This window comes from Flagellimonas sp. B-3 (assembly GCF_056857835.1).
Map to the genome: position 1 here is coordinate 37838 of NZ_JBSXNW010000009.1, position 26264 is coordinate 64101.

Annotated in this window: 16 protein-coding genes and 1 pseudogene; 12 read left to right on the forward strand and 5 right to left on the reverse strand. The window is 38.4% G+C overall.

The window, feature by feature from the left end:
- From pglX to AC13CS_RS00690, 5 genes are all read left to right on the forward strand, one after another.
- Window positions 1–3543: a BREX-1 system adenine-specific DNA-methyltransferase PglX gene (gene pglX, locus AC13CS_RS00670; protein ID WP_482888284.1), complete on the forward strand. Its 3543-nt coding sequence runs from the start codon at window positions 1–3 to the stop codon at window positions 3541–3543.
- Complete coding sequence (gene pglZ, locus AC13CS_RS00675) at window positions 3543–6080, forward strand: BREX-1 system phosphatase PglZ type A (protein ID WP_482888285.1); 2538 nt, start codon at window positions 3543–3545, stop codon at window positions 6078–6080. The genes pglX and pglZ overlap by 1 nt, the downstream gene beginning before the upstream one ends.
- Window positions 6080–8083 (forward strand): BREX system Lon protease-like protein BrxL, encoded by a 2004-nt coding sequence (gene brxL, locus AC13CS_RS00680; protein WP_482888286.1) that lies wholly within the window; start codon window positions 6080–6082, stop codon window positions 8081–8083. Before pglZ ends, brxL begins: the two co-directional genes overlap by 1 nt.
- A 107-nt stretch (window positions 8084–8190) precedes the next feature.
- The gene (locus AC13CS_RS00685) at window positions 8191–9063 is read left to right on the forward strand and encodes a hypothetical protein (protein WP_482888287.1); all 873 of its coding nucleotides are present in this window, start codon (window positions 8191–8193) and stop codon (window positions 9061–9063) included.
- Window positions 9060–9929 carry a hypothetical protein gene (locus AC13CS_RS00690; protein ID WP_482888288.1) on the forward strand — a complete coding sequence of 290 codons (870 nt, stop codon included), beginning with the start codon at window positions 9060–9062 and terminating at the stop codon, window positions 9927–9929. The genes AC13CS_RS00685 and AC13CS_RS00690 overlap by 4 nt, the downstream gene beginning before the upstream one ends.
- Window positions 9930–10365: 436 nt before the next feature.
- Here AC13CS_RS00690 and AC13CS_RS00695 read toward each other — a convergent pair whose 3' ends face one another.
- Complete coding sequence (locus tag AC13CS_RS00695) at window positions 10366–11121, reverse strand: DeoR/GlpR family DNA-binding transcription regulator (RefSeq protein ID WP_225604901.1); 756 nt, start codon at window positions 11119–11121, stop codon at window positions 10366–10368.
- A 166-nt stretch (window positions 11122–11287) separates the two neighbouring features.
- Here AC13CS_RS00695 and AC13CS_RS00700 point away from each other — a divergent pair, with 166 nt between their 5' ends.
- The 7 genes and pseudogenes from AC13CS_RS00700 to AC13CS_RS00730 all read left to right on the forward strand — a co-directional run bounded on the left by AC13CS_RS00700 (window position 11288) and on the right by AC13CS_RS00730 (window position 21396).
- Window positions 11288–14374, forward strand: a complete 3087-nt coding sequence (locus tag AC13CS_RS00700; protein ID WP_225604900.1) for a SusC/RagA family TonB-linked outer membrane protein — start codon at window positions 11288–11290, stop codon at window positions 14372–14374.
- 10 nt (window positions 14375–14384) lie between these two features.
- Complete coding sequence (locus AC13CS_RS00705; protein ID WP_225604899.1) at window positions 14385–15692, forward strand: RagB/SusD family nutrient uptake outer membrane protein; 1308 nt, start codon at window positions 14385–14387, stop codon at window positions 15690–15692.
- Between the two features lie 106 nt (window positions 15693–15798).
- Window positions 15799–16986: an exo-beta-N-acetylmuramidase NamZ family protein gene (locus tag AC13CS_RS00710; RefSeq protein WP_225604898.1), complete on the forward strand. Its 1188-nt coding sequence runs from the start codon at window positions 15799–15801 to the stop codon at window positions 16984–16986.
- 21 nt (window positions 16987–17007) lie between these two features.
- Entirely contained in the window at window positions 17008–18462 is a 1455-nt protein-coding gene (locus AC13CS_RS00715; RefSeq protein WP_225604897.1) for a sodium:solute symporter, read from the forward strand.
- The gene (gene murQ / locus AC13CS_RS00720) at window positions 18459–19277 is read left to right on the forward strand and encodes an N-acetylmuramic acid 6-phosphate etherase (RefSeq protein ID WP_225604896.1); all 819 of its coding nucleotides are present in this window, start codon (window positions 18459–18461) and stop codon (window positions 19275–19277) included. Before AC13CS_RS00715 ends, murQ begins: the two co-directional genes overlap by 4 nt.
- Before the next feature lie 87 nt (window positions 19278–19364).
- A pseudogene (locus tag AC13CS_RS00725) lies at window positions 19365–19673 on the forward strand (beta/alpha barrel domain-containing protein); the annotation flags it as partial.
- 472 nt (window positions 19674–20145) lie between these two features.
- Window positions 20146–21396, forward strand: coding sequence for a site-specific integrase (locus AC13CS_RS00730; RefSeq protein WP_482888289.1), 1251 nt, complete (start codon window positions 20146–20148; stop codon window positions 21394–21396).
- Between the two features lie 500 nt (window positions 21397–21896).
- Here the strand turns inward: AC13CS_RS00730 and AC13CS_RS00735 are convergent, their stop codons facing one another.
- From AC13CS_RS00735 to AC13CS_RS00750, 4 genes are all read right to left on the reverse strand, one after another.
- Complete coding sequence (locus AC13CS_RS00735) at window positions 21897–22850, reverse strand: UvrD-helicase domain-containing protein (RefSeq protein WP_482888290.1); 954 nt, start codon at window positions 22848–22850, stop codon at window positions 21897–21899.
- A gap of 110 nt (window positions 22851–22960) precedes the next feature.
- On the reverse strand, window positions 22961–24565 hold the full coding sequence (locus AC13CS_RS00740; RefSeq protein WP_482888291.1) for an ATP-dependent nuclease: 1605 nt from the start codon (window positions 24563–24565) through the stop codon (window positions 22961–22963).
- 27 nt (window positions 24566–24592) lie between these two features.
- The gene (locus AC13CS_RS00745; protein WP_482888292.1) at window positions 24593–25285 is read right to left on the reverse strand and encodes a hypothetical protein; all 693 of its coding nucleotides are present in this window, start codon (window positions 25283–25285) and stop codon (window positions 24593–24595) included.
- A gap of 762 nt (window positions 25286–26047) precedes the next feature.
- Window positions 26048–26264: hypothetical protein (locus AC13CS_RS00750; RefSeq protein WP_482888293.1), on the reverse strand; the 217-nt coding region annotated here is incomplete at its 5' end.

Here is a 26264-nt window from a genome sequence, read left to right on the forward strand (position 1 = left end):
ATGAATACCAAAACTTTTGCACAACAGGCACGTACTTTATTAATGGAGGGCGTTGCCAAAAAGCTCATTTATTGGGGATTCAATACCAAGGGTGAAGTCATAGAAGAACCCCTTGCGGTTTCCGGTGGCTATACCTTTAGAGGTGATGCGTTTGATGATGCCAACGTACCCAATCTATGGCGTTCCTTAAAAAATGCCATCGCCAAAAAAGGCATTGAAGTAGTGGTGGAAGAAGCGGCTTATACTTGGTTTAACCGTATGATGGCGATTCGTGTTTTGGCAAAAAACGGCTACGACCTACCCCAGCTTGATTATACCGAGGGCTTAAACAATACACCTATCATCTTACAGAAAGCCAGACAAGGCCAGTATGGCTTTTTAAATGACACCGAAAAAACACGCTTGCAAAAAATAATTGGTGATTATAACAAAGAAACCGAAGCTTTTGCGCTTTTATTAGTAGGCTACTGCCATTCCCACAACACGCTCAACAAAGTATTTGGCAAGTTGGACGATTATACTGAGCTGCTCTTGCCAGACAATATGCTGCAAGACCGAGGTTTTTTACATTTACTCAACACTACCGAGGCGATTAGTGATGCTGAGTATAAGGAAGTAGAACTTATTGGTTGGTTGTACCAGTTTTATATCTCGGAACGTAAAGATGAAGTCTTTGCCTCATTTAAAAAGAAGAAAAAGGCCGAGGCTAAAGACATACCTGCCGCTACCCAAATTTTCACACCCAATTGGATTGTAAAATATATGGTAGAAAATACCGCAGGTAAACTCTGGCTAGACCACAAACCCAATAGCCCACTCAAAGACCAAATGAATTATCTGGTGACAAATGATGGAGACAATAGTTCCGCTGAGCCTGTCGAAGCGCGAACTAAAAACCCACTTATTACAGATGTAGAGCAACTCACCCTCATAGACCCAGCCTGTGGCTCGGGACACATTTTAGTAGAAGGTTTTGAGTTGCTCTACCAAATGTACTTGGAGGAATATTACACACCAGAAGAAGCGGTGCAAACCATCTTTGAAAAGAATTTATACGGACTAGATATAGACGATCGTGCTGTACAACTCGCCACCTTTGCTTTATTGCTCAAAGCGGCTAAAAAGTATCCCGATGTATGGGACAAAGACTGGCAACTCAACATTTACGCAATGCCAGAAGGCAATAGTTTTAGTCAGCTAGAGGTTGTAGACTTTTTAGGAGAGGAAGGTAAAGACCATATTGAAGCACTAGAAAAAGCGTTACAGCTAATGCAACAAGCCAAAAATCTGGGCTCTGTAATGCAACTAAATTTAAGCGAAGATGCTGTTGAATATATACAACAACGCTACATAGATTTAAAGCAAAAACAGGTTTTAGACTTAAACCTACAAGCTATACAACAAAAAGCGCATGGCTTTATACCCGTACTATTGACGTTGACCAAAAAATATACCGCCGTAGTGGCTAACCCGCCGTACATGGGACAAAAAAGCATGAATGCGGCTTTAAAAAATTATGTGAATGCCAATTATCCCATGTCCAAGTCTGATTTGATGACCATTTTCATGGAAGTGATACCAAATCTAACTATGAGCAATGGTCGTTTTGCCTTGATTAACTTGCCTTCTTGGATGTTTTTGTCCTCTTTTAAAAACTTAAGACAGTATTATTTGACAACAAAATATATAGAAAGTCTTATTCATTTAGGGAGGGGGGTTTTTGGTTCTGATTTTGGTTCTGTTACATTTAGTAGTGTAAAGCAGAAAAATCATAATCGTAATGGTCTTTTTAGAAAATTATATACAGACTTTGTTAAAGTAGAATCCGTAGAAACTAAAAAGAGAAAATTTTTAGATAAAGAGTTTAATTCTTTCAGTAAAAACCAAAGTGATTTTTTAAAAATACCAGGTTTCTCAATTGGGTATTGGGTTACAAATAATACCATCTCGTTATTTGAAAATGAAGATAATTTAGATAAAGTTGCTATTCCTAAATTTGGAATGTCCGTTGGTGATGGAAAGAAATTTATACGCTATTGGTCAGAGGTATCTCAAAAAAAAATCTTGTTTGATGGGGATACTCTTTCGGAATTTACTAATGATAATATTTGGGCACCTCTAGATAAAGGAGGTGCCTTTAGAAAATGGTATGGAAATCAAGAACAAGTGGTAAATTGGAGTAACGATGGTTTGGAAATAAGAAATCATCCTAAATCGGCAGTTCGTAGTCCACAATACTTTTTACAACCACATAACTCTTGGACACTTGTTACCGCTGGTAGTTTTTCAAGTAGATATTTTCCAAATGGACATATCATTGACACAGCCTCCAACTGTATATATTTTAGTGATGATTCTCTTGATAAAGTTATTTTAGGAGTTTTAAATTCCAAGATTGCCTCCCATTTTCTTGACATCATAAATCCAACAATTAATTATAGTTGTGGAGTTGTTGGATTAATTCCATTTAAGAATGACAATTCTCAAATTATTAATTCGTTGGTTTCAAATTCTTTAATAATTTCAAAAAATGACTGGGACTCTAGAGAAACCTCTTGGAATTTTGAGCAAAGTCCATTGTTATGTGAAAGCAATTCTTTAGCACAAGCATACCAAACTTGGGAGTCAGCGGTTACACAAGATTTTTTTCAATTGCACAGCAATGAAGAGGAACTTAATCGCATATTTATAAAAATCTATGGGCTACAGGATGAGCTTACCCCAGAAGTGGCCTTAAAAGACATTACTATTTTACAAGAAGAACTCAATGGTAAGGATTTAGAGGTTTTGGAACCAAAGTTTAGGGAAGAAGGGGCGGCTGCCATTAACTTGCCTATTGACAAATCAGTTGTAATGCAGCAGTTTATCAGCTACGCTATTGGGTTGTTTATGGGACGTTACCGTTTAGATAAAATGGGTTTAAACATCGCGCATCCCAATCCAAGCACAGAAGAATTGGCTTCTTATGACTATAATAATGGGCACGTTACCATAGATGAAGATGCTATTGTACCACTTATGGGTACAGCTGCCAATTTTAAAGATGATGCCTTATACCAAATACAAGAATTGCTTGATACCATTTGGAGCCATGATACCAGAACAGAGAACATTAACTTTTTACAGGATGGCCTCAATAGAGATCTGGATAAATACTTGGTGAAAGACTTCTGGAACGACCATTGTAAAACGTACAAGAAGAAGCCTGTCTATTGGTTGTTCAGTTCTAAAAAAAGAGCCTTTCAGGTACTGGTGTATATGCACCGTATGAATGCCTTTACCGTAGAAAAAATACGGGCCAATTATTTATTGGAGCATCTTAAATACCTCAATGCAGAAATAGATGCGCTGGCAAGTAATGAGGCTAATTTAAGTGCCCAACAAGCCCGTAAATTAGATCAAATGCGCAAAGATTTAGTGGAATGTGAAGAGTATGACATGCACTTAAAAAATGTTGCAGACCAACAGATCACCTTTGATTTGGATGATGGTGTAACCGAGAATTATAAATTGTTTACAGACGTAGTGGCTAAGATTAAGTAATGCTAAAAGAAAGAATTCAAGATTATTTCGATAACCATCCGTTGTTACGGGTCCTTTTCTTTTTTGACCCGGAAGAAGAATACTTAGAAGAAGTAAACCAGTTGGATTTGTCGGAAATTCATATTAAAAAATATTGCAACACTCCTTTTGCTACAAAGTATAAATTGGTTAATGAATTAAAGGCAGAGAAGGTATTTCTATATTTACCAATGGCCTCGCCCAATAATCAGGAAGCCTACCATCAATTTCCGCTAATGGCTTTGTTATTAGCCAATAAAGAATTACAGTTGGACAATGTTGGGGAATTTATGGAACGATTTGCTTTACAACGCCACCATAAGAACTTAGTGTCAAAGTACATCTCAGAGTTGAAATATTCTGGGGTTCAAAAGGTATGCGAACCCATATTGTCCCCATCCAAAATAAGTGAAACTGCATTAAAGAGGAGCTTGCTATCATCATTTCTAAAATTCAAAAAAATAGAAAGTTGGCCAATTTTAATGGCCAAACTCGTGATTTTGTCCGGCAATGAAGATACCTCGGAACTCAATCGTGTATTGAAAAAGGTTGAAGGTCTGGATTTTGTTGACGAGGTGATAAAAAAAGTGAAAGAATATGTGGGTTTCAATATGCAAAACCTCAATCAAAGGGAATTGCAATTGGCGGCGCAAAGTGTCTTGTACAACAACATCACCCAAGGAATGTCCAAGCTGGAAAAGGACCCTTATGGACAGCTAAAAATTGAGGATTCAGCCCAAATAACACAGCTTAATCAGTTACTTTTTGAAGTGGAGCGGCACCCAAATGTTGCGGGAGACTTTAAAAGGTTGCTTAAGCAAATGACTTCTTTTATAAGAGGAGAAACTTTGATTGAAGTTTACGGAAACGATGCGGAGTTTACAGAATATACGGTTCCCATGATTTGGGAAGTTGTTGTGCAATTGCAAAAACATCTACAGAACAACCCTCAAGAGGTAATTACCAAATTGGAACGCATTGGTTTGCAACAAGAAATCGAGTCCAATACAGGAAACGTTTTAAAGTTTATGGTATATGTATGTAGGTTGCATCAACACATTAATGCGATTGACACTTATGTCTTAAACACCCCGGAAGCCTATGTGCATCAGTATACCCAACAATGGTTTAGTATTGACAAACTTTACAGACAGGCATTGAGTAAATTTAAGGAGTTGGACATTACGGAGATCCCCAACCGAGTTACTTTAGAAACAATCCACGAAGGATTGAATGCCGCATATGAAAAGCATATCGAATCTTTAAACCGAGAATGGCTTTCCTGTTTGAACCAGTTCAAGTTTGATTATAAAAAAATACAAGTTCCCAAGCAATACGATTTCTATAAAACAGAGATTGAAAATCAGGACCAGAAGGTCGTGGTCATCATTTCAGATGCATTACGATATGAAGTTGGAGAGCATCTATTGTCTGAATTGCATGCGGACACCAAAAACACTGCAGAAATTCGATATATGTTGGCATCTATTCCATCAAAAACCAATGTTGGGATGGCACAATTGCTGCCAAGAAAAAGTGTTTTATTTAATGGGGGTGATATACAAATCAACGACATTTTGAATTCCAGTGTTTCTGGAAGAGCGAAAATATTGAAAGAGGTTAATCCAAAATCAAATGCAATACAATACAGCGACATTGAGGGATTGGGGATGACTGAAGCCAGAGAAATTTTCAAGGACAATGTAGTGTATGTGTATCATGATGTCATTGATTCCACAGGAGATAAGAAGCCTTCAGAACGAAGGACTTTCGAAGTAGCACGGGATTCCATCAATGAATTGAAGCAATTCATTAAAAAGTTGCATAGCTCTTATAATGTAGCGAAGGTGTTTATAACGGCTGACCACGGCTTTCTTTACAATGATCGAGAAATTAAAGAGAAGGAAAAGGAACAATTGCCAAAACTAGATTATGTACAGTCCCATAATCGATATTATTTGACCAAGGAAAGCGTGAAACCAGATTTGGGATATTGTATTCCATTGAGCGCCACTACTATTTTTGATGAAAACTTGTTTGTGACTATTCCAGCCTCAACAAATCGCTATAAAAAAAGTGGAGTTGGACATCAATTTGTGCATGGGGGAGGAAGTTTACAAGAGTTGGTCGTGCCTTTAATTGAAAGTTCTAGAAAACGGGAGAAGGTGACCAAAAAAGTGAATCCGATTCTGGTTCATAAAGGCACTTTAAAGGTAGTTTCCAATATTCTTCGTTTGCATGTTTTGCAAGAAAACGAAGTGTCTCGTTTCGAGAAAGAACGCATTTTAAGAATAGGCTTATATAAAGAAAACGAATTAGTGAGTAATGAGGAAGAATTGGTGTTAAATGCAACATCAGAATCACCAAGTGAACGAATGTCTAGAATAGAATTGACGTTATCAAGTGAGGCTGTGAAGGAAACAGTTTTAAAACTAAAAGCTTTTGATTTAGAAGACGCCCTAAACCCCGTAATTGAAGAAAGGGTACAAAATAACACCATAATACCAACGGATTTCTAATGGAGTTAAAAGATAAAATAATACAACATTTTGAGGGTAAGGTAGTTAGGAAAGATTTGACTGGATTGGTGAAAGGCAACAATCCTGTTCCGGCCTATGTCTTGGAATATCTTTTAGGACAATATTGTGCTATAGACGATGAAGATATTATTAATGATGGTATTGAAAAGGTTAAGAAAGTAATCAAGGACAATTATGTGCACCGTTCAGATGCTGAAATTGTTAAGGCAAAAATTAGAGATACCGGTAACCATAAAATCATAGATAAAATTAATGTATCATTGAACGACAGAGCCAATATCTATGAAGCAGAATTTGCCAATCTTGGTTTGAAAAGAGTACCCATACCAGACCAAATGGTAATGAACAATCAAAAGTTATTAAGTGGCGGAGGTGTATGGTGTATTGTACAAATGGGTTACTCCCATGCGGACGATACTAGTATGCGATGGATCATAGTCGATTTAAAGCCTATACAGGTAGCCAATGTAGATTTACAGGAATACATTAATCTTCGTAAAGAGTTTACCACAGAAGAATGGCTTGATTTATTGATGCACAGTATTGGATTGAACCCTGAATATTTCAACAAAAGAGATAAGTTTATTCAGTTATCCCGTTTAATTCCCCATGTAGAAAACAATTATAATTTTATTGAATTGGGTCCCAAGGGAACAGGTAAGTCACATATTTTCTCTGAGTTGTCTCCCCATGGTGTCTTGGTCTCAGGGGGTGATGTGAGTAAGGCACGTTTATTTGTCAATAATACAGGTAATAAAATAGGGCTGGTTGGCTATTGGGATGTAGTGGCTTTGGATGAATTTGAACAAGAAAAGGGGGGGCGAACCGATAGTGATTTGGTAAAGATTATGCAGAACTATATGGCCAATCAAAGTTTTAACCGAGGAAAAGACACATATCAAGCAACGGCTTCCATGGCTTTCGTTGGTAACACCAAACACAATGTTCCCTATATGTTGAAGAACTCACATTTATTCGAGTCTATTCCAGAGGGATATATAAAAGGAGCGTTTCTGGACAGAATGCATATGTATATTCCAGGTTGGGAAGTACGTATTTTGAAAAGTGCAGTTTTTTCTAAGGAATATGGTTTTATAGTGGATTATTTGGCCGAATTGCTCAGAGAATTAAGAAAAGCTGATTTTTCAAGTTTGCTGAACCAAGAAATTATTTTGGATGGTTCACTAACTACTCGGGATAAGACCGCCATTAGAAAGTCATTTTCAGGATTGGCGAAACTAATATATCCTGATAAGAAAATCGACGAGGAAGAATTAATAGAATTGTTGGATTTTGCTGTAGAAGGTAGAAAACGTGTTAAAGACCAACTTTATATCATAGACGAAACCTTTAGAAGTGAACCAGTAGAGTTTAAGTATACGATTAAATCAAGTGGAAAAGAGAATTATCCTGAAACATTGGAAAACCTAAACTATATGGCTGCCATAGTGGTACAAGAAGAAAATAAGGTGGAGGATATAGAAAGAAGAATTCCTAAACCAGAATTGGAATTACAACCCCATCAAGTTATTTTAAAGGACAATCAGACTGGGATTTCTTATAAAAAACTGTTTTCCGATTATCTAAAAGGAGCAGAAAATATTACAATCCAAGATCCTTATATTAGACTATACTATCAGTTCAAAAACCTGTTGGAGTTTTGTATAATGTTATCAAACATAAAAGAACCTGAGGACCAAATCAACTTGGAATTGGTGACTTGGAATAATGAGGCTTATTTGGAAGAGTCAAAAGCTTCTTTGGAAGAATTATCTCAAAATGTTCAAAGTATAGGGGTGAACTTAACATATCGCTTTGAAAATCATCACGACCGATTTATTGCCGCAGAAAATGGTTGGAAGATAACATTGGGAAGAGGTCTGGATATATTTGAGAAAATTGAAGAAAAGTTCAGTGTAGCGGATCTTGATCAGACCAAACGGAAATGTAAGTCTTGTGAAATAACGTATTTAAAAATCTAAGAAATTTAATGTCAATTGATTATGCATGACATTAAAACAAGCCTTTATAGCAGTATAGTCCTAAATACAGGGGTCTCTAAGGTTATACGAGATTGAAATCTCTACAAATGGATAAAACAAAATTCTTAAAAGATGCTTATACCAAGCCATCTGTCGAAAATATCCAAAATCTGATTGATTACTTGAAGTCTATTTCCGGTAGGGCTTTGTCTGTTAAATGCAGAAGGCAAAATGCATTTAAAACCATCTGGTTAAATAAAGAGAATGATTTAATAGCGAGATGTCACATTCAAAATGCTCAAAGTTATCTTGAATACCTAATTCAATCAAAGTTTAGTGCAAAACAGATTAAAATAATTATTGCGGATATTGCCGGAATTGTAAATCAATTAGATGCAAATGAGTATACAGATTTTATTTCGGTAAGTACAAATACACTTCCTTCAGCCATACACTTCAATACAGCCAAAAGTCTATTTTATAATCATCAATTAAAGGATGAGAACCAGAATAATTATGCTGTTGATTTACTGACTTTATATGCAATTAGACTTTCATTGGAAAATAGGGTAAGAAGGTTTCTTGGAATTGATTTTGCGGAGAATAACCGTAATCGTATTGGTCTATCTCAATTAATTAAAGTATCTAAAAAATTAAAGTCTGTAGAATATTCTAAAAAGTTTGACTGGAACGAAATAGAGTGGGTTAATAATTGGTTGAATCATCATATGCATAGGAATATTAGACCATATCCATGGAATATCCATCAGGCAATAGAATCTCTAGATGATTTAATTGATCCAAAGGAGCCTATAAAAAAAGGTCAAAGAACGATTTATTCTTTCTATAGTGCGACATATGTTAATGATGAAAATGAATTTAATAAAGAGGTTGAATTCATACTAAGGCAAATGTTTCCCCATGTTAAAATTCATTGGTTATTAAGAAGGGAGATTGCCAAAAACAATCCTAATACATGATGAATACTTTTGAGTTCAATAAGATTTTTGTTTTAGAATCTCTATTTGGAGAAAGACGAACAGGGAAGGAGTTGTATCAAGATATCCTCCATTGGCAGAAGTTTAGACATGGAGGAAAATTACAAACTGAATTTATTGAAATTGGGAATAAACGTGATTTCAATACCTTTTTTGAAAAGCTTAGTTATGAATGCAAAATGGAAGCTATAATACCTATTCTCCATTTAGAGATACATGGAAACAGCTCCGGTTTACAGTTAATTTCAGATGAAATCCTTTCATGGAAAGAGCTTTATAACTATTTGGTAGCAATCAATATCATCATTAAAAATAATTTGTTTTTAACATTGGGAGTTTGTGAAGGGGCATACCTAATGTCACAAATCAAACCAGATAAGCCAGTTCCTTTTTATGGTTTCATTGGTTCATTTCAAAAGATTACATCAGAAGATATAATTATAAGGTTTAGTGCATTTTACACTGAATTTCTTGAAAGTTTTAGTGTAAATAAGGCTATTAACATGCTATTTAAATCTAACCCCGACCTGCCTAGTAGTTATCAACTGATCAAATCTGAAGAGACGTTCTATCATGCTTTGAAATTGTATGAAGACCTATGGTCTACACCAAAAAAAATAGATGAAAGATTTGAAAATCTTGTGGTCCGTGAAAATTTGGTCTTTGTCAGTAGACAAGAAAAGAGAAGAAAGAAAAGATGGTTTGAGAAACAATTAAAAGGAACCAAGGAACAATATAGGTTAAAATATATGAGAACTTTTTTTATGGTGGATAAGTACCTTGATCAAATAGAACGATTTAATCTACCTCAATCTTTAAAAGATGAAATTAAAATAGTTCACCTGTAACTATTTTAATTTTAAAAAAATCTTTAATTTTATTGTGTAAAACATCCATAAGTTTTGCCTCTGGATGTGCCCATTTGAACACGGTTCAGGGTTCGGTTAACTGGTCTTGGTTAACGGTGTAAAAAATTGAAAATCAACTATTTACGTTTATAGGGATGGGCCTGCCACCCCGATGGCTTATCAACCAAACATGTTTATGCGGTCTGATTGGAGCTAAATTGCCAATTGATACAAAGGCACCGGGGTGATTAATATGCATTGTGTGGACAGGTCCCTTGGTCAGGATGATAGAAATGAATAGCAAGAACTCAACCAAGAAAGTTTAATCGGACGAATTGTAAGGACAGATTTTTACCAATGGGAATCAGAAATGGGCAGGATTATGAACTCAAAAAATTAGCAGGGAACAAGTACCCTTGTGAAACCTAAGACGGTTTTATAATAGTTTTAGGCTCCTAATACGATAGGCGTCCAAAACAGAAGAGTTGGGATCCAGTTCAGTAATCAAGGTGTCCAGATTACCAATATCGCAGATTTTGTAGCGGTTGGACGTGTTCAGTTTCGGGGAGATACATAGTGAAACCACCTTTTTGGAGGTCTTGATCATAGCTTTTTTCATTTGTGCAATTTCCCAATCCACTTCCGTAATCCCTTTTTTGGCGTCCAAGTACCCTGTTCCCAAGAAACAGATATCTGCTTCGATTTCCGAAAGTAAATTGATAGATCCACCTCCAATGGTCAATTGTGAGCTTCGGGAAAGTTTCCCTCCAATTAGAAAAATCTCATGATATTTGGGCAACCGTTGGGATAGTTCAATGGCCATGGAAAGACTGGGCGTAAAAAACGTAAGCGACAACTTCTTCGGAATCAATTTAACAAGTTCCAAATGGGTGGACCCACCACTGATCAACACGACATCCCCTTCCTTGATCAGGGAAACCGCCTTTTGGGCAATGGAAACCTTACTGTCCAGTTCATAAATATCAGTGGAACGGTCAGAATAGGCATTGAAGCCATTCGATAAAGCGCCCCCATGTACCTTTTTCAGCTTTTTGGCGGAATCAAGTTCCTTGATATCTCGTCGAACGGTATCAATGGACACGTTGAGCATATTGGCCAGATCGGCCAAAACTACCCTATTGTGCAGGTGAACTTCGGTCAGTATGAATTGATGTCGTTCCGTCTTGTTCATATCGCAAATATAAAATATAATCATGCAATAAAAAACAGCATTTTTTATTAAAAGTTGTTTAATAATGCAATAAAATCTAATTTTTGCAATAAAAAACTGCAAAAAAATTGCAACATTGAAAATTGCTCGCTAAGTTTGTTGCAAATGCTCAAAAAGAACTCAACGTATGAAAAAACTCAATTACATGTTACTGTTTTTGACACTGTTCTTGGGGGTGAATTCCGTATTCGCCCAAACCTTGACGGTTTCAGGAACAGTAAGTGACAATGCGGGCCAACCTTTACCAGGGGCCAATGTTTTCATTAAAGGAACCTCCATAGGTGGGGTGACCGATTTTGATGGAAACTTTCAATTAGAAGTTTCTGATGCCGAGGGAAAGACCTTGGTCATCAGCTATCTTGGTTTTGTAACCAAAGAACAGGTACTTACTGGAAGCACACAGAATTTATCAATTTCCTTGACCGAAGATTCAAATAAACTGGATGAGGTTATTGTTTTGGGATCCTCGGTGACCCAAGAACGGAAAAAACTGGGTAATGCCATTACCACGGTTCAATCTGCCAAATTGGTGGAAGCCGCACCGGTGAGCGTTACTTCCTCACTACAAGGTAAGGTGCCAGGGGCGCAAATCACCCAAAACTCGGGAGATCCCGCCGGTGGATTTTCCATTCGCTTGAGAGGACCCAGTACCATTAAAGGTTCCTCTGAACCGCTTTATGTGGTGGATGGGGTGATCGCCAGTAACCTTACCACCAATGTGACCAACCTTAACGTTCCTGCCGGGGATGCAAGTCCAGGACAGAATAGGATGGTGGACATCAACCCCAATGACATTGAAAACATCAATATTCTCAACGGGGCCGCCGCCGCCGCCATTTATGGTTCAAGGGCTTCCAATGGGGTGGTGGTGATTACCACCAAAAAAGGAAGATCCTTTGGGAATGGTCCAGAAATGACCTTTAAAACAGGAATCAATATCAATACCATTCGTAAAAAATTGGACCTTAATTTAACCGGGGAGGAATTTGAAACGGTACCCGTAGGCGGTTTGGCTGGAAGATTGTGGCCCATTTTTGGTTTTGATGCCGACACAAATACCGCAACACCTTTCTTAAACTTAAGTTCCGAAAAGTTCAATACCACCCGCTATGATTATCAGGATGATATTTTCCAAACCGGTTTTGGAACTGATAACCACTTTATGGTTCGCGATGGGAATAGCAAAATGAACTATTTGGCCTCTGTGGGCTATACGAGTAATGAAGGGATTGTTAAAAATACCACTTATAACCGTTTTACCGCCCGGTTAAAGTTTGGGCATAATGTTGCAGATTGGATTTCCTATGACATAGGACTCTATTTTTCAAGCAGTAAGTCCGATGAGAAACCGGATGGTAACGTATTCTGGAGTCCCATTAATGCCATGAACATTACCAATAACGTGTATGACCTTTCGCAACGCGATGCCAATGGGAATCTTTTGGCGGTGGAACCTACCCGGGTAAACCCATTAAGTATTATCGAGACCTTTGATATTACCCAAAATGTGGACCGATTCATTCCCAATGCACATGTAAAGATCACACCTATTGATAATCTTACCATAGATCAAATCATCGGTGTGGATACCTACAAGCAAAAAGGACATATCTCCATTCCAGTGTACCCTTATGATGGGGTTAACCCCGCCTATTTTAATGATGGCTATTTGGGGGATGCCGAGGCCAAGATTTTTAACTGGAACTATGACATTACCGCAAACTATGACTGGGATATCAGCGAAACATTGAACTCTTCCACAACAGGAGGGTATAGCTTCCAGGCCAGTCAATTGGAGTTGGATGCCACCCAAGGAAGAGGGCTCGATGCGTCGGGAGTGCCTACCATTCCCTTGCAATACAATCCAGTGGATTCCAATTTGGACATTTACGGATTCTTCCTTCAGGAAACACTTTCCTATGACAACAAGTTGTTCTTAACTGTTGCAGGTCGTGTGGATGGAGCCACGAACTTTGATGTGGACAACCGAAGTAATTTCTATCCAAAAGTGTCCGGTTCTTATCTTATTTCCAACGAACCTTTCTGGAACACCGAAGGATTCTTCAACTCGGCAAGACTGAGGGCTTCCTACGGAGAGGCGGGTAACCTTACCGCGATATCACCTTATGAAAGATTTGGAAGCTACACGCCCAACGAATTTGCGGGAGCGGGAAGTTTACAGCAAAACAATAGACTGGGTAACGAAGACTTGGTGCCAGAGCGTACCAAGGAATTTGAAATAGGTGCCGATTTAAGTTTTTGGAACGATCGCGCCGGATTGTTGTTCTCATATTATAGCCAAAAAATTGAAGATTTGATTGTGACCCGGGTTTTGGCGCCTTCCATTGGTGGTGCGTCCAGAACGGAGAACGTGGGTAGCATGGAGAACAAAGGTTTGGAGATTTATGCCAGGATAACCCCTATAAAGACTCCTGATTTTACCTGGGACGTGAATGTAAACTTCAGTACCAATAAAAACAAGGTGTTAAAGACCATTGGTGGTGATATTACCGTGGCCACTGTTGCAGGTGCCACGCCAATTGTACGTGAGGGAGAGCCTTTGGGGGTTTTCTACGGAACGTATTTTGCCAAGGATGACAATGGGGAGTTGATTTTGTCCGGACCATCCGACACGGGTGCGCCTGTGGGCGTTCCCCAACAAGAAAGAGGGGATGCTGCTACGGGTATTGCACAGCGTGATGCAAATGGACAACCCACAGGGGATGCGCTTCGAAAAATTATTGGTGACCCCAACCCAGATTATATCATGGGTATTGGAACCGACTTGAAGTACAAGAACTTTGGTTTTTCCATGCTGTGGGAATCCGTACAGGGATTTGATGTGTTTGATGCCGATAAACGTACCCGTCAAGGGGTTGGTTTGGGTCGATTGTCTGCCCAAGAGCTTAGCGGTGACCTTCCAAGAGGATATATTGCTGGGATTTATCCCATTGAGCAATTTAGAATAGAGGATGGTTCCTTCGTAAAATTGAGGGAAATAGCCTTATCCTATACTTTCGATTCGCTTTTCAACAACTCGCTTAAAGATGTAGAGGTATCCTTGATCGGAAGAAACCTGATCTCTTTTGACAACTTTTGGAGTTTTGACCCTGAGACCAACGCTGGTGGACAATCCAATCTACTGCGTGCTGTAAACTTTGGTAACGTACCAATTCCAAGCACTTTTGCTTTATCAATCAGCACTAAACTATAAAATGAAAGACATGAAAGGAATATATAAATTTTTACTGTTGGCGGCATTGACTCTTGGGGCAGTGTCTTGTGACAAGGTGTACTTGGATCCCAATTCAACCTTGGAGCCTGATGTTGTGAACAACACGGACAATCTTGTGGATTTGATCAACGGTATCCAACAGCGTTGGAGCGCAGAACGTAGCGGTCTTATCTATACTTCTGTAAACATCACCGGATTGAATACCAGTGAACTGCAATTGCTCAACCCCGGTAACCAAGGGGAAAATGAAGTGCTTTTGGGGGGAGATGATATTGGGGGTGACAATGAGCTGTTGAACAATATGTGGACCAATGCCATGCTGTGCCGCAAAGAGGCCACTACGGTGATTACCTCGGCGGAAACGGCAACCGATGATACTTCGGTGGGTAATACGCTTAAGGCATATGGACTTTTTTACAGAGCTTTGGTACATGGAACCTTGATTCAGTATTTTGAACAAATTCCTGTGGAAATCATCGAAGATGCCCCTTTCAACGATAGGGTAACGGTGTTGCAGAATGCCATTGATGACCTCACTGAGGCCAAAGGATATATTGATGCTGGATTGTCTTCTGAGGTTACTTCAGGATTGATCGGTTCTGTGGATTTGGAGAACTCTGTCAATGCGCTATTGGCCCGCTTTAATCTGATGGCAGGCAATTATAGCGCTGCTATAGCTGCTGCGGACGATGTGGACCTATCTGCCCAATCGACTTGGGCCTATGATGCGGCCATACCCAATCCGTTGGCATTCTGGTTCGGTTCCCAAAACGTGACCCAGGCCAAGGATGCCAGATTTGCGCTTCCTGATGATTTACTTCCGGAGGATGGTGACCAACGTGTGGACTTCTACGTGTTCAGCGAAGATCCAGATGCCGCGATTCCCGTTTATCAGGTAACCGCCTTCTTTGATAATAACACCGATGAGATTCCGGTATACCTCCCAGGTGAAATGCTTTTGATAAAGGCCGAGGCCTATGCCAGAAGCAACGATTTGGACAATGCGGTCATTCAATTGAATGCTGTTCGCAACAAAACCGCTGGCGAGGATGCCTTTGGTGTAGGTGCTGCCTTGGCAGACTATGCCGGTACCGTAGATCAGCAATCAGTTTTGGATGAGATTTATAAGAACCGCAGAATAGAATTGTATCTGTCCGGACTCGGGTTGGAGGATAGCCGTAGATTTGATCGTCCAGGTCCCGGTGATGCAGCTGCAGAACGAAATAGAAATTATTATCCGTACCCCAATGCAGAGCGTGATAACAACGATAGTACGCCTGCAAACCCAACTTCTTGATTAAGTAGTTTCTCTAATAAAAACTTTGATTAGTTTTTAGTTTAAGTATCCAAGCCAAATCTGGAATTTGGCTTGGTTTTTTTTCAACAAAAATGAAGGAACGGCCATGAAAAAAATAATGACAGGTTTGGATGTTTTGCTGAAGGACAATGCACTTCAATCCCAATTTAAGGGCAATGTGGCGCTGTTGTGTCATAATGCCTCTGTAGATGGAAATCTTCAGCATGCCACGCTGGGGTTCAAAAAGATTTTTAGGGACCGATTCATCAAAATTTTTGGCCCCCAACATGGATTTTCCACCGATGCCCAGGACAATATGATCGAGACCGATCATACCGTGCATCCCTATTTCAACATTCCAGTGTACTCGTTGTATTCTGAAACAAGGATTCCCACCGAGGCTATGCTCAAGGATATCGACCATTTGTTCATCGACCTTCAGGATGTAGGGTGCCGAATGTATACGTACATCTACACCATGACCCTAATTTTGGATGCGTGCGTTTCCAAAGACATTGAAATTGTGATTTTGGACAGACCCAATCCGTTAAATGGGGTTGACTTGGAGGGCAATGTTTTGGATATGGAATTTGAGTCGTTTATCGGGCTCCATCCCATGCCAGTGCGCCATGCCATGACCATTGGCGAAGTGGCTTTGATGCATCAGCGGTATTGGGCGGCTTCAAAATCAAAACTCAGGGTTATTGAAATGAGAGGCTGGACCCGACAAATGTACTATGAAGACACCGGGCTACCTTGGTTGCTGCCCTCACCCAATTTATCCAGAGTAGAAAGTGCGTTTACCTTTCCCGGGATGGTGTTGTTTGAGGGAACCACTTTGAGTGAGGGTAGGGGAACCACCCAACCACTGGAGATCATGGGACATCCCAAAATAGAACCTTACGGGTATTGGGATACCTATCTTTCACAGGCTTTTGCGAAAAGTGGATTGCAGGGAGTGGCCATACGACCTATCAATTTCTTGCCCACCTTCCAAAAACAGGCAGATAAACCCTGTGGAGGTTTTCAAGTGCATACACTAGACCGGAAAACCTGTAAACCGTGGCGGGTTGGCCAATGGTTGATGCAGGAGCTGCACCATTACATGGGAGACCATTTTGAGTGGTTGAACCCTCCCTACGAGTACGATTATGAAAATTGGCCCATAGACATCATCAATGGCACCGATAAACTTAGAAAATGGGTGGAAGCCAAGGGAACCATGGAAGAATTGGATGCCATGGAAGATTATTCGGAATACCAATCAAATTTGGAAAGTATCCAACTATATTAAAATACAAAAAGAAACCGTACGGTGAAACCAACAGTCGTATTTGCGGTCATAGTAGCCTATTTCTTGTTGTTGATGGCCATCTCGTACCTCACATCAAGAAAAAGTGGTAACCAAACCTTTTTTACGGGGGACCGAGAGTCGCCATGGTTTCTGGTAGCTTTTGGCATGATTGGGGCCGGACTTTCCGGGGTCACCTTTGTTTCGGTGCCCGGTATGGTGGGCAACAACAACCTGTATTTTTTCCAATTCGTGTTGGGGAATGTCTTGGGCTATCTGTTTATCACCTTTGTGTTGATACCCTTGTATTATAGGTTGCGATTGGTTTCCATTTATGCGTATCTCAGGGATAGGTTTGGCAACGTCTCCTACAAATCGGGCTCATTGATTTTCTTAATCTCCCAGTCTTTTGGGGCGGCTTTGCGATTGCTGTTGGCAGCCAAAATACTTCAGTTTGCTTTTTTTGACGCCTTGGGCATTCCCTTTGCGGTAACCGTGATCGTAATTTTGGTACTGGTTTGGTTGTATACCAATAAATCAGGGATCAAGACCATTGTCTGGACGGATACCGTACAGACCGTATTCTTGATTTTAGGCGCGGTATTGACTGTTTGGGCCATCATGGATTCATTCAATTTTACTTTTGGGGATGCCGTTCATGCGGTGACGGAACATCAATACTTTAAGGTTTTTGAATGGGAGGGAAAATCGGCCAACAACTTCTACAAACAATTCATTTCAGGCTTTTTGATCACTATTGGAATGATGGGACTGGACCAAAACATGATGCAAAAGACCCTCACTTGTAAAAACCAATGGGATGCCCAAAAGAATTCTTTGACCTATAGTCTTATTTTGGCCATAACACAGTTTTTGTTCTTAGGATTGGGGGTATTGCTCTATATCTATGCCGAGAACAATGGGGTACAATTGCCAAGGGCAGCCGATGGAACGTTGTTGGACACTGACACGCTGTTTCCAAATTTGACCCTAAATTATCTGGGGCCATTGGCTGGGGTGAGCTTTTTGTTAGGAATCATAGCGGCATCGTTTTCCAGTGTGGATTCCGCCCTCACCGCCTTGACCACTTCGTTCACCTACGACTTCCTTGAAATTGACAAAAAAGAGGAGGGAAAAGTAAAGTCTCTAAAAAATAAGGCCCTCGTAGGGTTTTCTGCCATTTTATTCCTGATTGTAATGCTGTTTTCAGGAAGTAGGGGTGATGTTATTTCCTTGGTCTTTACCATGGCGGGGTATACCTACGGACCCTTGTTGGGTTTGTTTTTGTTGGGCATGTTCACCAAGGTTAACATAAAGGACAAATGGGTTCCTGTAATTTGTATACTAACGCCTTTGATGACATATTTTGCTGGGAACTATGCCAAGGAAAAGTATGGCTTTGACATGGGCTTTTTTACCATAGCAATTATCGCCACTCTTACGATAATCGGTTTATTATTAATTCGAAAAAAACAATGAAAATATTCAATCCTACTACCGAGCAATCCTCTTTATTTGACAACTTGGAGAACATGGATACCACTGAGCTTTTGACCAACATCAACAGCGTGGACAAAACCGTTCCCCAAGTGGTGGAAGGAGCAATACCGGCCATCAAGGCTTTTGTGGATGCAGCTTTTGAAAACATTGAGCGAGGGGGACGATTGTTCTATATTGGTGCAGGAACCAGTGGTCGTTTGGGCGTATTGGATGCTTCCGAATGCCCTCCTACCTTTGGCGTGGATGACGATGTGATCATTGGTTTGATTGCAGGTGGGGACCTAGCCTTGAGAAAGGCAGTGGAAAATGCGGAGGATGATAAAAACCAAGCTTGGAAGGATTTGTCAGGGTTCAATATTCATTCCAGTGATGTGCTTTTGGGAATAGCGGCATCAGGCACCACCCCTTATGTCATCGGAGGATTAAAAGCCGCCCAGAAAGAAGGTCTGGTGACAGGTTGTATTGTATGCAATGTAAATTCGCCCATGGCCGCCGAGGTATCATACCCCATTGAACTGGTGGTTGGCCCCGAATTTGTGACCGGCAGTACCCGTATGAAAGCAGGGACCGCACAAAAACTCGTGCTGAATATGATTTCCACTTCCATCATGATAAAGTTGGGTCGCGTGAAGGGCAATAGAATGGTGGACATGCAACTTTCCAATAAAAAATTGGTGGATAGGGCCATCCGCATGTTGATGGACGAACTACAGGTAGATGAAAACGAAGCTTCCCGATTGTTAAAACAACACCGCAATGTGCGTAATGTTTTCAAACACTTTAAAAAGAAATAATGGCAACTTTATAGCATAAACAATATATATTGAAGGGGTGTCAATCAGGTTTTCTATTTTTTGGCGAATAAAAAGAACGCACAATTTTGTCCGAAGGGTACCGAGATAAATCGCGCAGAGGAACTTGGGGTGGAGATCATTAAACTTTTTCCAGGGTCCACTTATGGTCCTGACTTTGTAAAGGCCATAAAGGGACCACAACCATGGACGAGCGTAATGCCAACTGGCGGAGTAGGTACAGAAAGAGATAACCTAAGAAGCTGGTTCGAAGCAGGGGTCGCCTGCGTGGGAATGGGTTCCAAGTTGATAAGTGGTGAAGTTATCGAAAATTTAGATTTTGAACTTTTAATTAATAAGGTGAAAACATCTTTACAAATTATAAATGAAGCATGCTGAGATTATCACTGAGAATCTTAGCGTGGCCGAAAGAATTTTTTACAAGTTTAAAGAATTGTTTCAGTACTAATTTCTTTTAAGAACAAATGATACCATCTTATTTTTGTAAATTTGCATTGTAAAACATGCATAAGTTTTGCCTCTGAATGTGCTGTTTTATAGACAGTTTAGAGTTCGGTTAATCAGTATTAGAGCACAGTATAAGGTGTTGATTGTTAGAACGTTGTAAAATACACTTTCTTCCAGTCATCCCGACGAACCGCCTTATAGGTAGAAACAAAGCACTGTTAATTGTATGATTATCAGTGCTTTTCATTTTTTATGATTCCATCTGATATCATTTGAAACCATATTTTTGGTGTGCAATAAGGTGTGCACACTGGTACACTGATTGTTGTAATTTTAGGTATGAACGATTGAGGTCAAAGGGCAGTCCGACCAATGACAATTGTTCAATTAAAATGATTACAACATGCGGACAGACAGTACTTTAGGAATCAATTTCTTCGTCAGGAAAAAGCGCAATGACCCGAACATTTACGATATATATGTTCGTATAACAGTCAAAAAGGAGCGTGCAGAAATCAGTATCAAACGGGACATTCCGGTGTGCAATTGGGACAAAATGCGGGGAAAAGCGTTCCCGACCAGTAGAATCATGGAAGATTTGAACGCATATCTCGATACCGTCTATGGGGAAATCCTCAATGTTCATAGGGAGTTGCACATGGAAAGGGCATTGATAACGGCAAAATTGATCAAGGCGAGGTATGTCGGGGAGGATGAAGTGAACCACACCCTTTTGGAACTTTTCGAATATCACAATACAAACATGGTCAACACCCTGAAGCCTGGCACCATGAAGAATTACTACTCCACCGAGAAATATTTGAAAGGTTATTTAATTACCAAACTCAAAACAAGTGATGTATCGCTAAGCGATCTGAAGCACAAGTTCATTTTGGATTTCGAAAACTATATCAGGACTTTCAAACCAAAGAAGAATCGGAAGACCTGTACCAATAATGGAACCATGAAGCACTTGGAACGCTTGATGAAGGTTGTCCGATTGGGTGTCAGGTTGGAATGGTTGGACAAAGACCCGTTTCGAAACTTTAAACTGCGTTTTAATAAGTTTGACCGAAACTATCTTACACAAAGGGAGATTGATTTGATTGATGACACCACTTTCACAAGCATAGGCAGGGAGAGGGTAAAGGATGTCTTTCTTTTCAGTTGCTATACAGGACTCACCTTTATGGACATCAAGCTTCTGACCAAGGACAATATCAGCAAAGGTATCGATCGTAACTATTGGATCTATACCAAAAGGATAAAGACCAATGAGCCTGTAAAGATCCCGATGCTTCCCAGAGCCGTGGAGATCATGAAAAAATATCAAGAGGCACCAATGGAGGACAGTGGTCTTTTGCCCGTTTATAGCAACCAAAAGACCAATGCATATTTAAAGGAAATAGCAAAAGCCTGCGGGATATATAAGAACGTATCCTTTCACATGGCTCGGCATACATTTGCTACAACCGTTACACTGTCCAATGGTGTTCCAATTGAAACGGTATCAAAAATGCTGGGACATAGTAAACTCTCAACCACCCAAATTTATGCAAGGGTCTTACAGGAGAAAATAGGGGAGGATATGCAGAAGGTAATGCGGATTTATTCCAAGAAGACAGAACAAGACATAAAGACCGGAATTCAATAAGTTAAGTACTTATTCTAAGAATAAATTATTTCCATTCCATACTTAAATATGATGTCCCATTGGAATAGGACAATGAAAAGGGCCTAAAAACAAAGGGCTTGGAGACTCTTAAAAAAATAAATGGGATACCTCATGTCCCATGAATTAGTGACTCCTAAAAATTTAAAAAATTCATAGACTGCCCTAAAATGCTGGGGCCAACGGTCACAGGTCGTAGCGATTTTCCAATTTTTGGAAAAGCGGTATAGCAAGACGACAACACGCCAAAGCGATGTTGTGTATGTTAAATGGCTTATGAACTGAATGTTACGTTTTTTACGGAGGAGATTTTTAGCAGGCTAATGGGACAGTTGTCTTACTGGAGACACTGAAAACATTGGGAATACACTGGGACATTAAAGCCTTTATCCGGATTTTTGAATTTAACGCTGTCCTATTTTTAGGGAAGGCTACACTATTAAGTAACAGCAAAGTAGTCCTTAAGTTGGAATACAAAGTATCTAATATTCTTGGATTAAGGATATGTTGGATTTTGAGTTGAGGACGAATGCGACACTCTCAGATGCGCGAGTAATTGAAACATAAAATTTATGCTTGTCGTTAAGCATATTCGTATTACCAGACTTCAAAAATTCTCGAATTGATTTTGTTGGGAAAATAAGCACTCGTTCATAGGTTTGGCCTTTAGCTTTACCAAAATTAATAGCCTTTAAATTTTGAGTATTTGAAGATTTACTATGTCGTAAAACAATAGGTTCGTATAATTCGTAATAATCCTGCACATCATTTTCGTTAACCAAAAATATACCTTGATGATCTGTTTTTCCTTTGTATTTACTTTTCGTTTTTGTCAATTCGGGAAAAATCATGTCAGCAAAATCACAAATGATTTGGATTGATCTATAGCATTCATTTCTTTCTATAACTTTACATAAATTACTTTTTTGAGCTGCCTTATAGAAATCAATAGCTTTTTCTTTTCTGAATTGACTCAATCTTTTTGCGTGATGTGTGGAATAAACGACTTGTCTTACGTCTCCAACAACAACTAATTTAATTTTTGACTTAAATAATAAGGCTATAATGTCTAAATCATAAGAGGCTAAGTCCTGAACTTCGTCAATAAAAATATAATCCCAAACCTGCTCTAATCTTTGGATTACTAAACCATCTGATTGTTGATTACACTTATGAGCAAACTTTGCAAGTTTGTCAGAATACAGATTTTCATTTTTCGTTATATAATGCCCTTTGGTTTTGTGTTCATCAATATATAGAGCGGATTGTCCTTGGATAAAATGTATTCCTGAAATCCTTGATTCCGAATATACAACGTTCTGATATGGTCTTACGCACTCATTAATCAAAAAGGATACCCAGGTCTGAACTGATAAGTCTTTTGGGATATAACCGAGTTTAGAGCTGATTCTTGATTCTAACTCTAATTTGTTCATGTTTGTATATGTCAGTATAAGGGTCTTTTTATTCTTTAGAAATAGATTAACCGATTGGTCGATTATAAGAGTCGTTTTTCTTGAACCAGCGCAGGAAAATATAGCTTCATTCATATTTCATCAAAAATGTAACTAGGTGAAATTACATCTACATCAGACTCTAATATTCTTAATGCACTTTCCGTTTTATTCCCACTAGAAATCATCCAAGCAATTGCATTGTCTTTTGAACCAAAGTCTTTCTTTAATGCTTGGTTAATGGTTTCCAACTTGTTAACTTTTACTATTTGCTGTTCGAGTGAAGGATATTTAGGGTCTTTATCATATGAAATTTTAATATTTTTTGATTCTTTAAAAGTTTTGTATTTCTTTTCTAGTGCATCGATGTCCCCATCATTGTCTGTTATAACAGTCACTTCTAAACCCAATTGATCTGCAATTTCTAAAAACCTCTTAAATGATAGCCCTTTTATTGATATCACATCTCGTCCATCCTCGAGAGGTGTTTTTCCATATTTCTTATAGTAAGAATAATTTACAAAAAGTTCATCTGATGGACCTTCAACTAAAATTGGATTCGACGATAAAATAACTCTTAGGGTATCATGGCCTGGTAGTTTCTTGAAGTAATTATAAGTGTCAGGTTTTAGTTCGTTCAGTCTAATTATTTTCTTGTTGGATAACAACATTAAATTTTCTAAACCTAATTTATTAGTGACAAAACTTGAGTGAGTCGTTATAATTAATTGATTTCCCTTACTTCTTTCATTTATTTTATCAATTAGGGATGACATCTTACTGTAGGTAAGATGGTTCTCCGGTTCTTCAACCAAAATTATTGTATTATCTAAAACCTCGGCCAATGCCAATTTAGTTTTAATGGAACTCTGCTCACCTTTACCAATAAAACTAAAAGGGATTTCTTCTATGTAAGCTGTTAGAGTATTTTCCCAAGCCGATTTACTTGAAACGTCTATAGAATAGGTTAACTTCCGATCTGTTATTTTATCGGAATATTCTTCTAATTTTTCATTAATACTTTTAATACTTGAATTTTGTTCAAATTTTTCTTTAAGAGTTCTGTAATTCAATTTTATTCCCGCACGTTCATTTACATTCAGAAAATTATTAATAATTCTTGTTACATACTTGTCTGTTCCAGTAAAAGATACCTCACCCAAGGATGTGTCAACATAAACTACATTTAAAGGTATGGATCTTGAGGTCACAGGGACTCCTTTAAACGAATACCATTCAACAAAATAATACTCAATAGGTATATTTTTTATTCTGCTTGGATCTGAAATGTATTTTGAGTATTCGTCTGAAAAAATTGAGTTAAAAGCTATTTTAAATAAAATCCCCGGACAGTTTAATCCTAAAGAATTATTTATCCCCTTTAAATCGGCGTTCTTAGCATAGTCTTTTGCATAGAGTTCAATTGTTATTTCAGGTAGTGGTAAATTCGGTTTGTCAGAATTTAAAGCATCTATGTACTCTTTTATGGCCTCTTGATTAAAGTAAAATGGATTTAAATCTTTTAAAATAAATCTATTGCCAACCGTTCCCGTCAATGCTAAATTAATGCATTCAAGAATAGATGACTTTCCCGATTCATTGTTCCCTACAACTATGTTAATATCACTAGATAAATCTACTACAAACCTATTTTTGAAAGTTTTATAATTTTCAATGATTACTTTATCAATTATCATATTATGGCCTTAAATGTTTTGTAATGTTTACTCTTCCTTATCCTCCTTTTTTGATTTTTTTTCCGTTAGATTTCTGTTTTTTTCCCTATTTCTTAGATCTTTAACTATGTACAATAGAGTCATTGCCATTAAAGGAATAATTGTGGCGGTAATTAATATTGAAAACTTATTCTTAATTAAATCTTCGGATTCAAATAATCTATTTTGAGTAATAGTAACAGTCATTACAACAACCGTTGCAAAAGATACCATTGCTAATAAAACACTATTGTATTTTGAAGATAGCCCATCTTTTTCCTTTACATATACAATTTCAATATCACGTGCCTTCTTTTCTGATTTCTCTGTTTTTTTCATTGTATTCAAAAGTTCACAGAGTTCAATCTTTTGGTCAGAACTTAAAAATGAGTTGTTCATTATTTCATTGATTAGGTCATTGGAAATAGAGTATTCGCTAAACAAATCTTCAGGATTTACCCCATACTTTTTTGCAGTTGCAAGTCTGATTGATTGAAATATCTCAGGAGAGGGTATTTTTTTTTCAATTATCAAAGGTCTGATTGAATAAAGAATTTCGTTGTTTGCAGTTTCAAGCTTTTGATTGTATTCTTTTCTTTCCTTTCGATTGAACGCATATCTGGTTACAAAAAACACAATAAGAGAACTAATTATACCTCCACCAATACCAGTAACCCAAGGGTTATTCAAAATATCTGACATATGTAAAATGTTATAATTTAATTATTCAATTAATTATCGCTAGCACATCGAGTCACTTTACCAACAATTGAAAGCCTCAATCTTTTCCATTTTATAAAAAGAGTGGTGTTCTATGCTCAGGGTAAACTAGGGGAGTTGAAGCTAAATGTAAGAATTTTCGAGAAATCTGAATATGCAAAGGTGAAATCACTTTAATTATGGTTGTTTAATTGGCTCTATTTATGGACTGAACTATACAATAGGATTGCTTTCGTTTTTGTTTTGCTGCGCAAAAGAAAAAGGTAAAGCAAGAGGATAGCACGCTGGCGCGTTGCTATTGGTTCATTTTCCTTCGGAAACTCCCATTTTTAGAGCGTTTTTTGAAAATATTGAATGATGACGTTTAAAGTGTTTTTCACGGAAAAGCACTCTCAGCCCAGTAAAATCAATAGATTTTTCATGGAAAAATGGTTTTTTGAGGTTTGTTCAAGTATATCTATAGCAGTATCTCTATGCGCAATTCATTTTAGCGGTCATTCTCCAATTTTTGGTGAAAAAATCCTCTCAGCCCAGTAAAATCAATGAATTTTTGGTGAAAAAATGATTGTTCGGTGTTTGAAGTAGGTTTTGATTTGTCTCCAATCTTTTGACCGTCCAAAATTTCAGGATTGATGCTGTTTTTAGCGTAAAAATGCGTTCAGCCCAATAAAATCAAGGAATTTTTAGCGTAAAAATCAAAAATCAGTTGCTTATTTGGCCCGAAAATGCTTTGGGCACCTCTAATCATTCCTCTTCTTTGGCTTTCTTTTCTTCCCGATAAAATAGGTTCAAATGGTCCATTAAAGTTTCTTCGCCGACCGGCATCAATCGGTTTGCAATGGTCATCGCCTGATGGATGAATTCCTCTTCGTTCCTGTCCATTACATCATCCGAACCAAGATCGGGATTTATTGCCCTCATGGAAAGGTATAGCAATGCACGAACAGTCAACAACAGATCG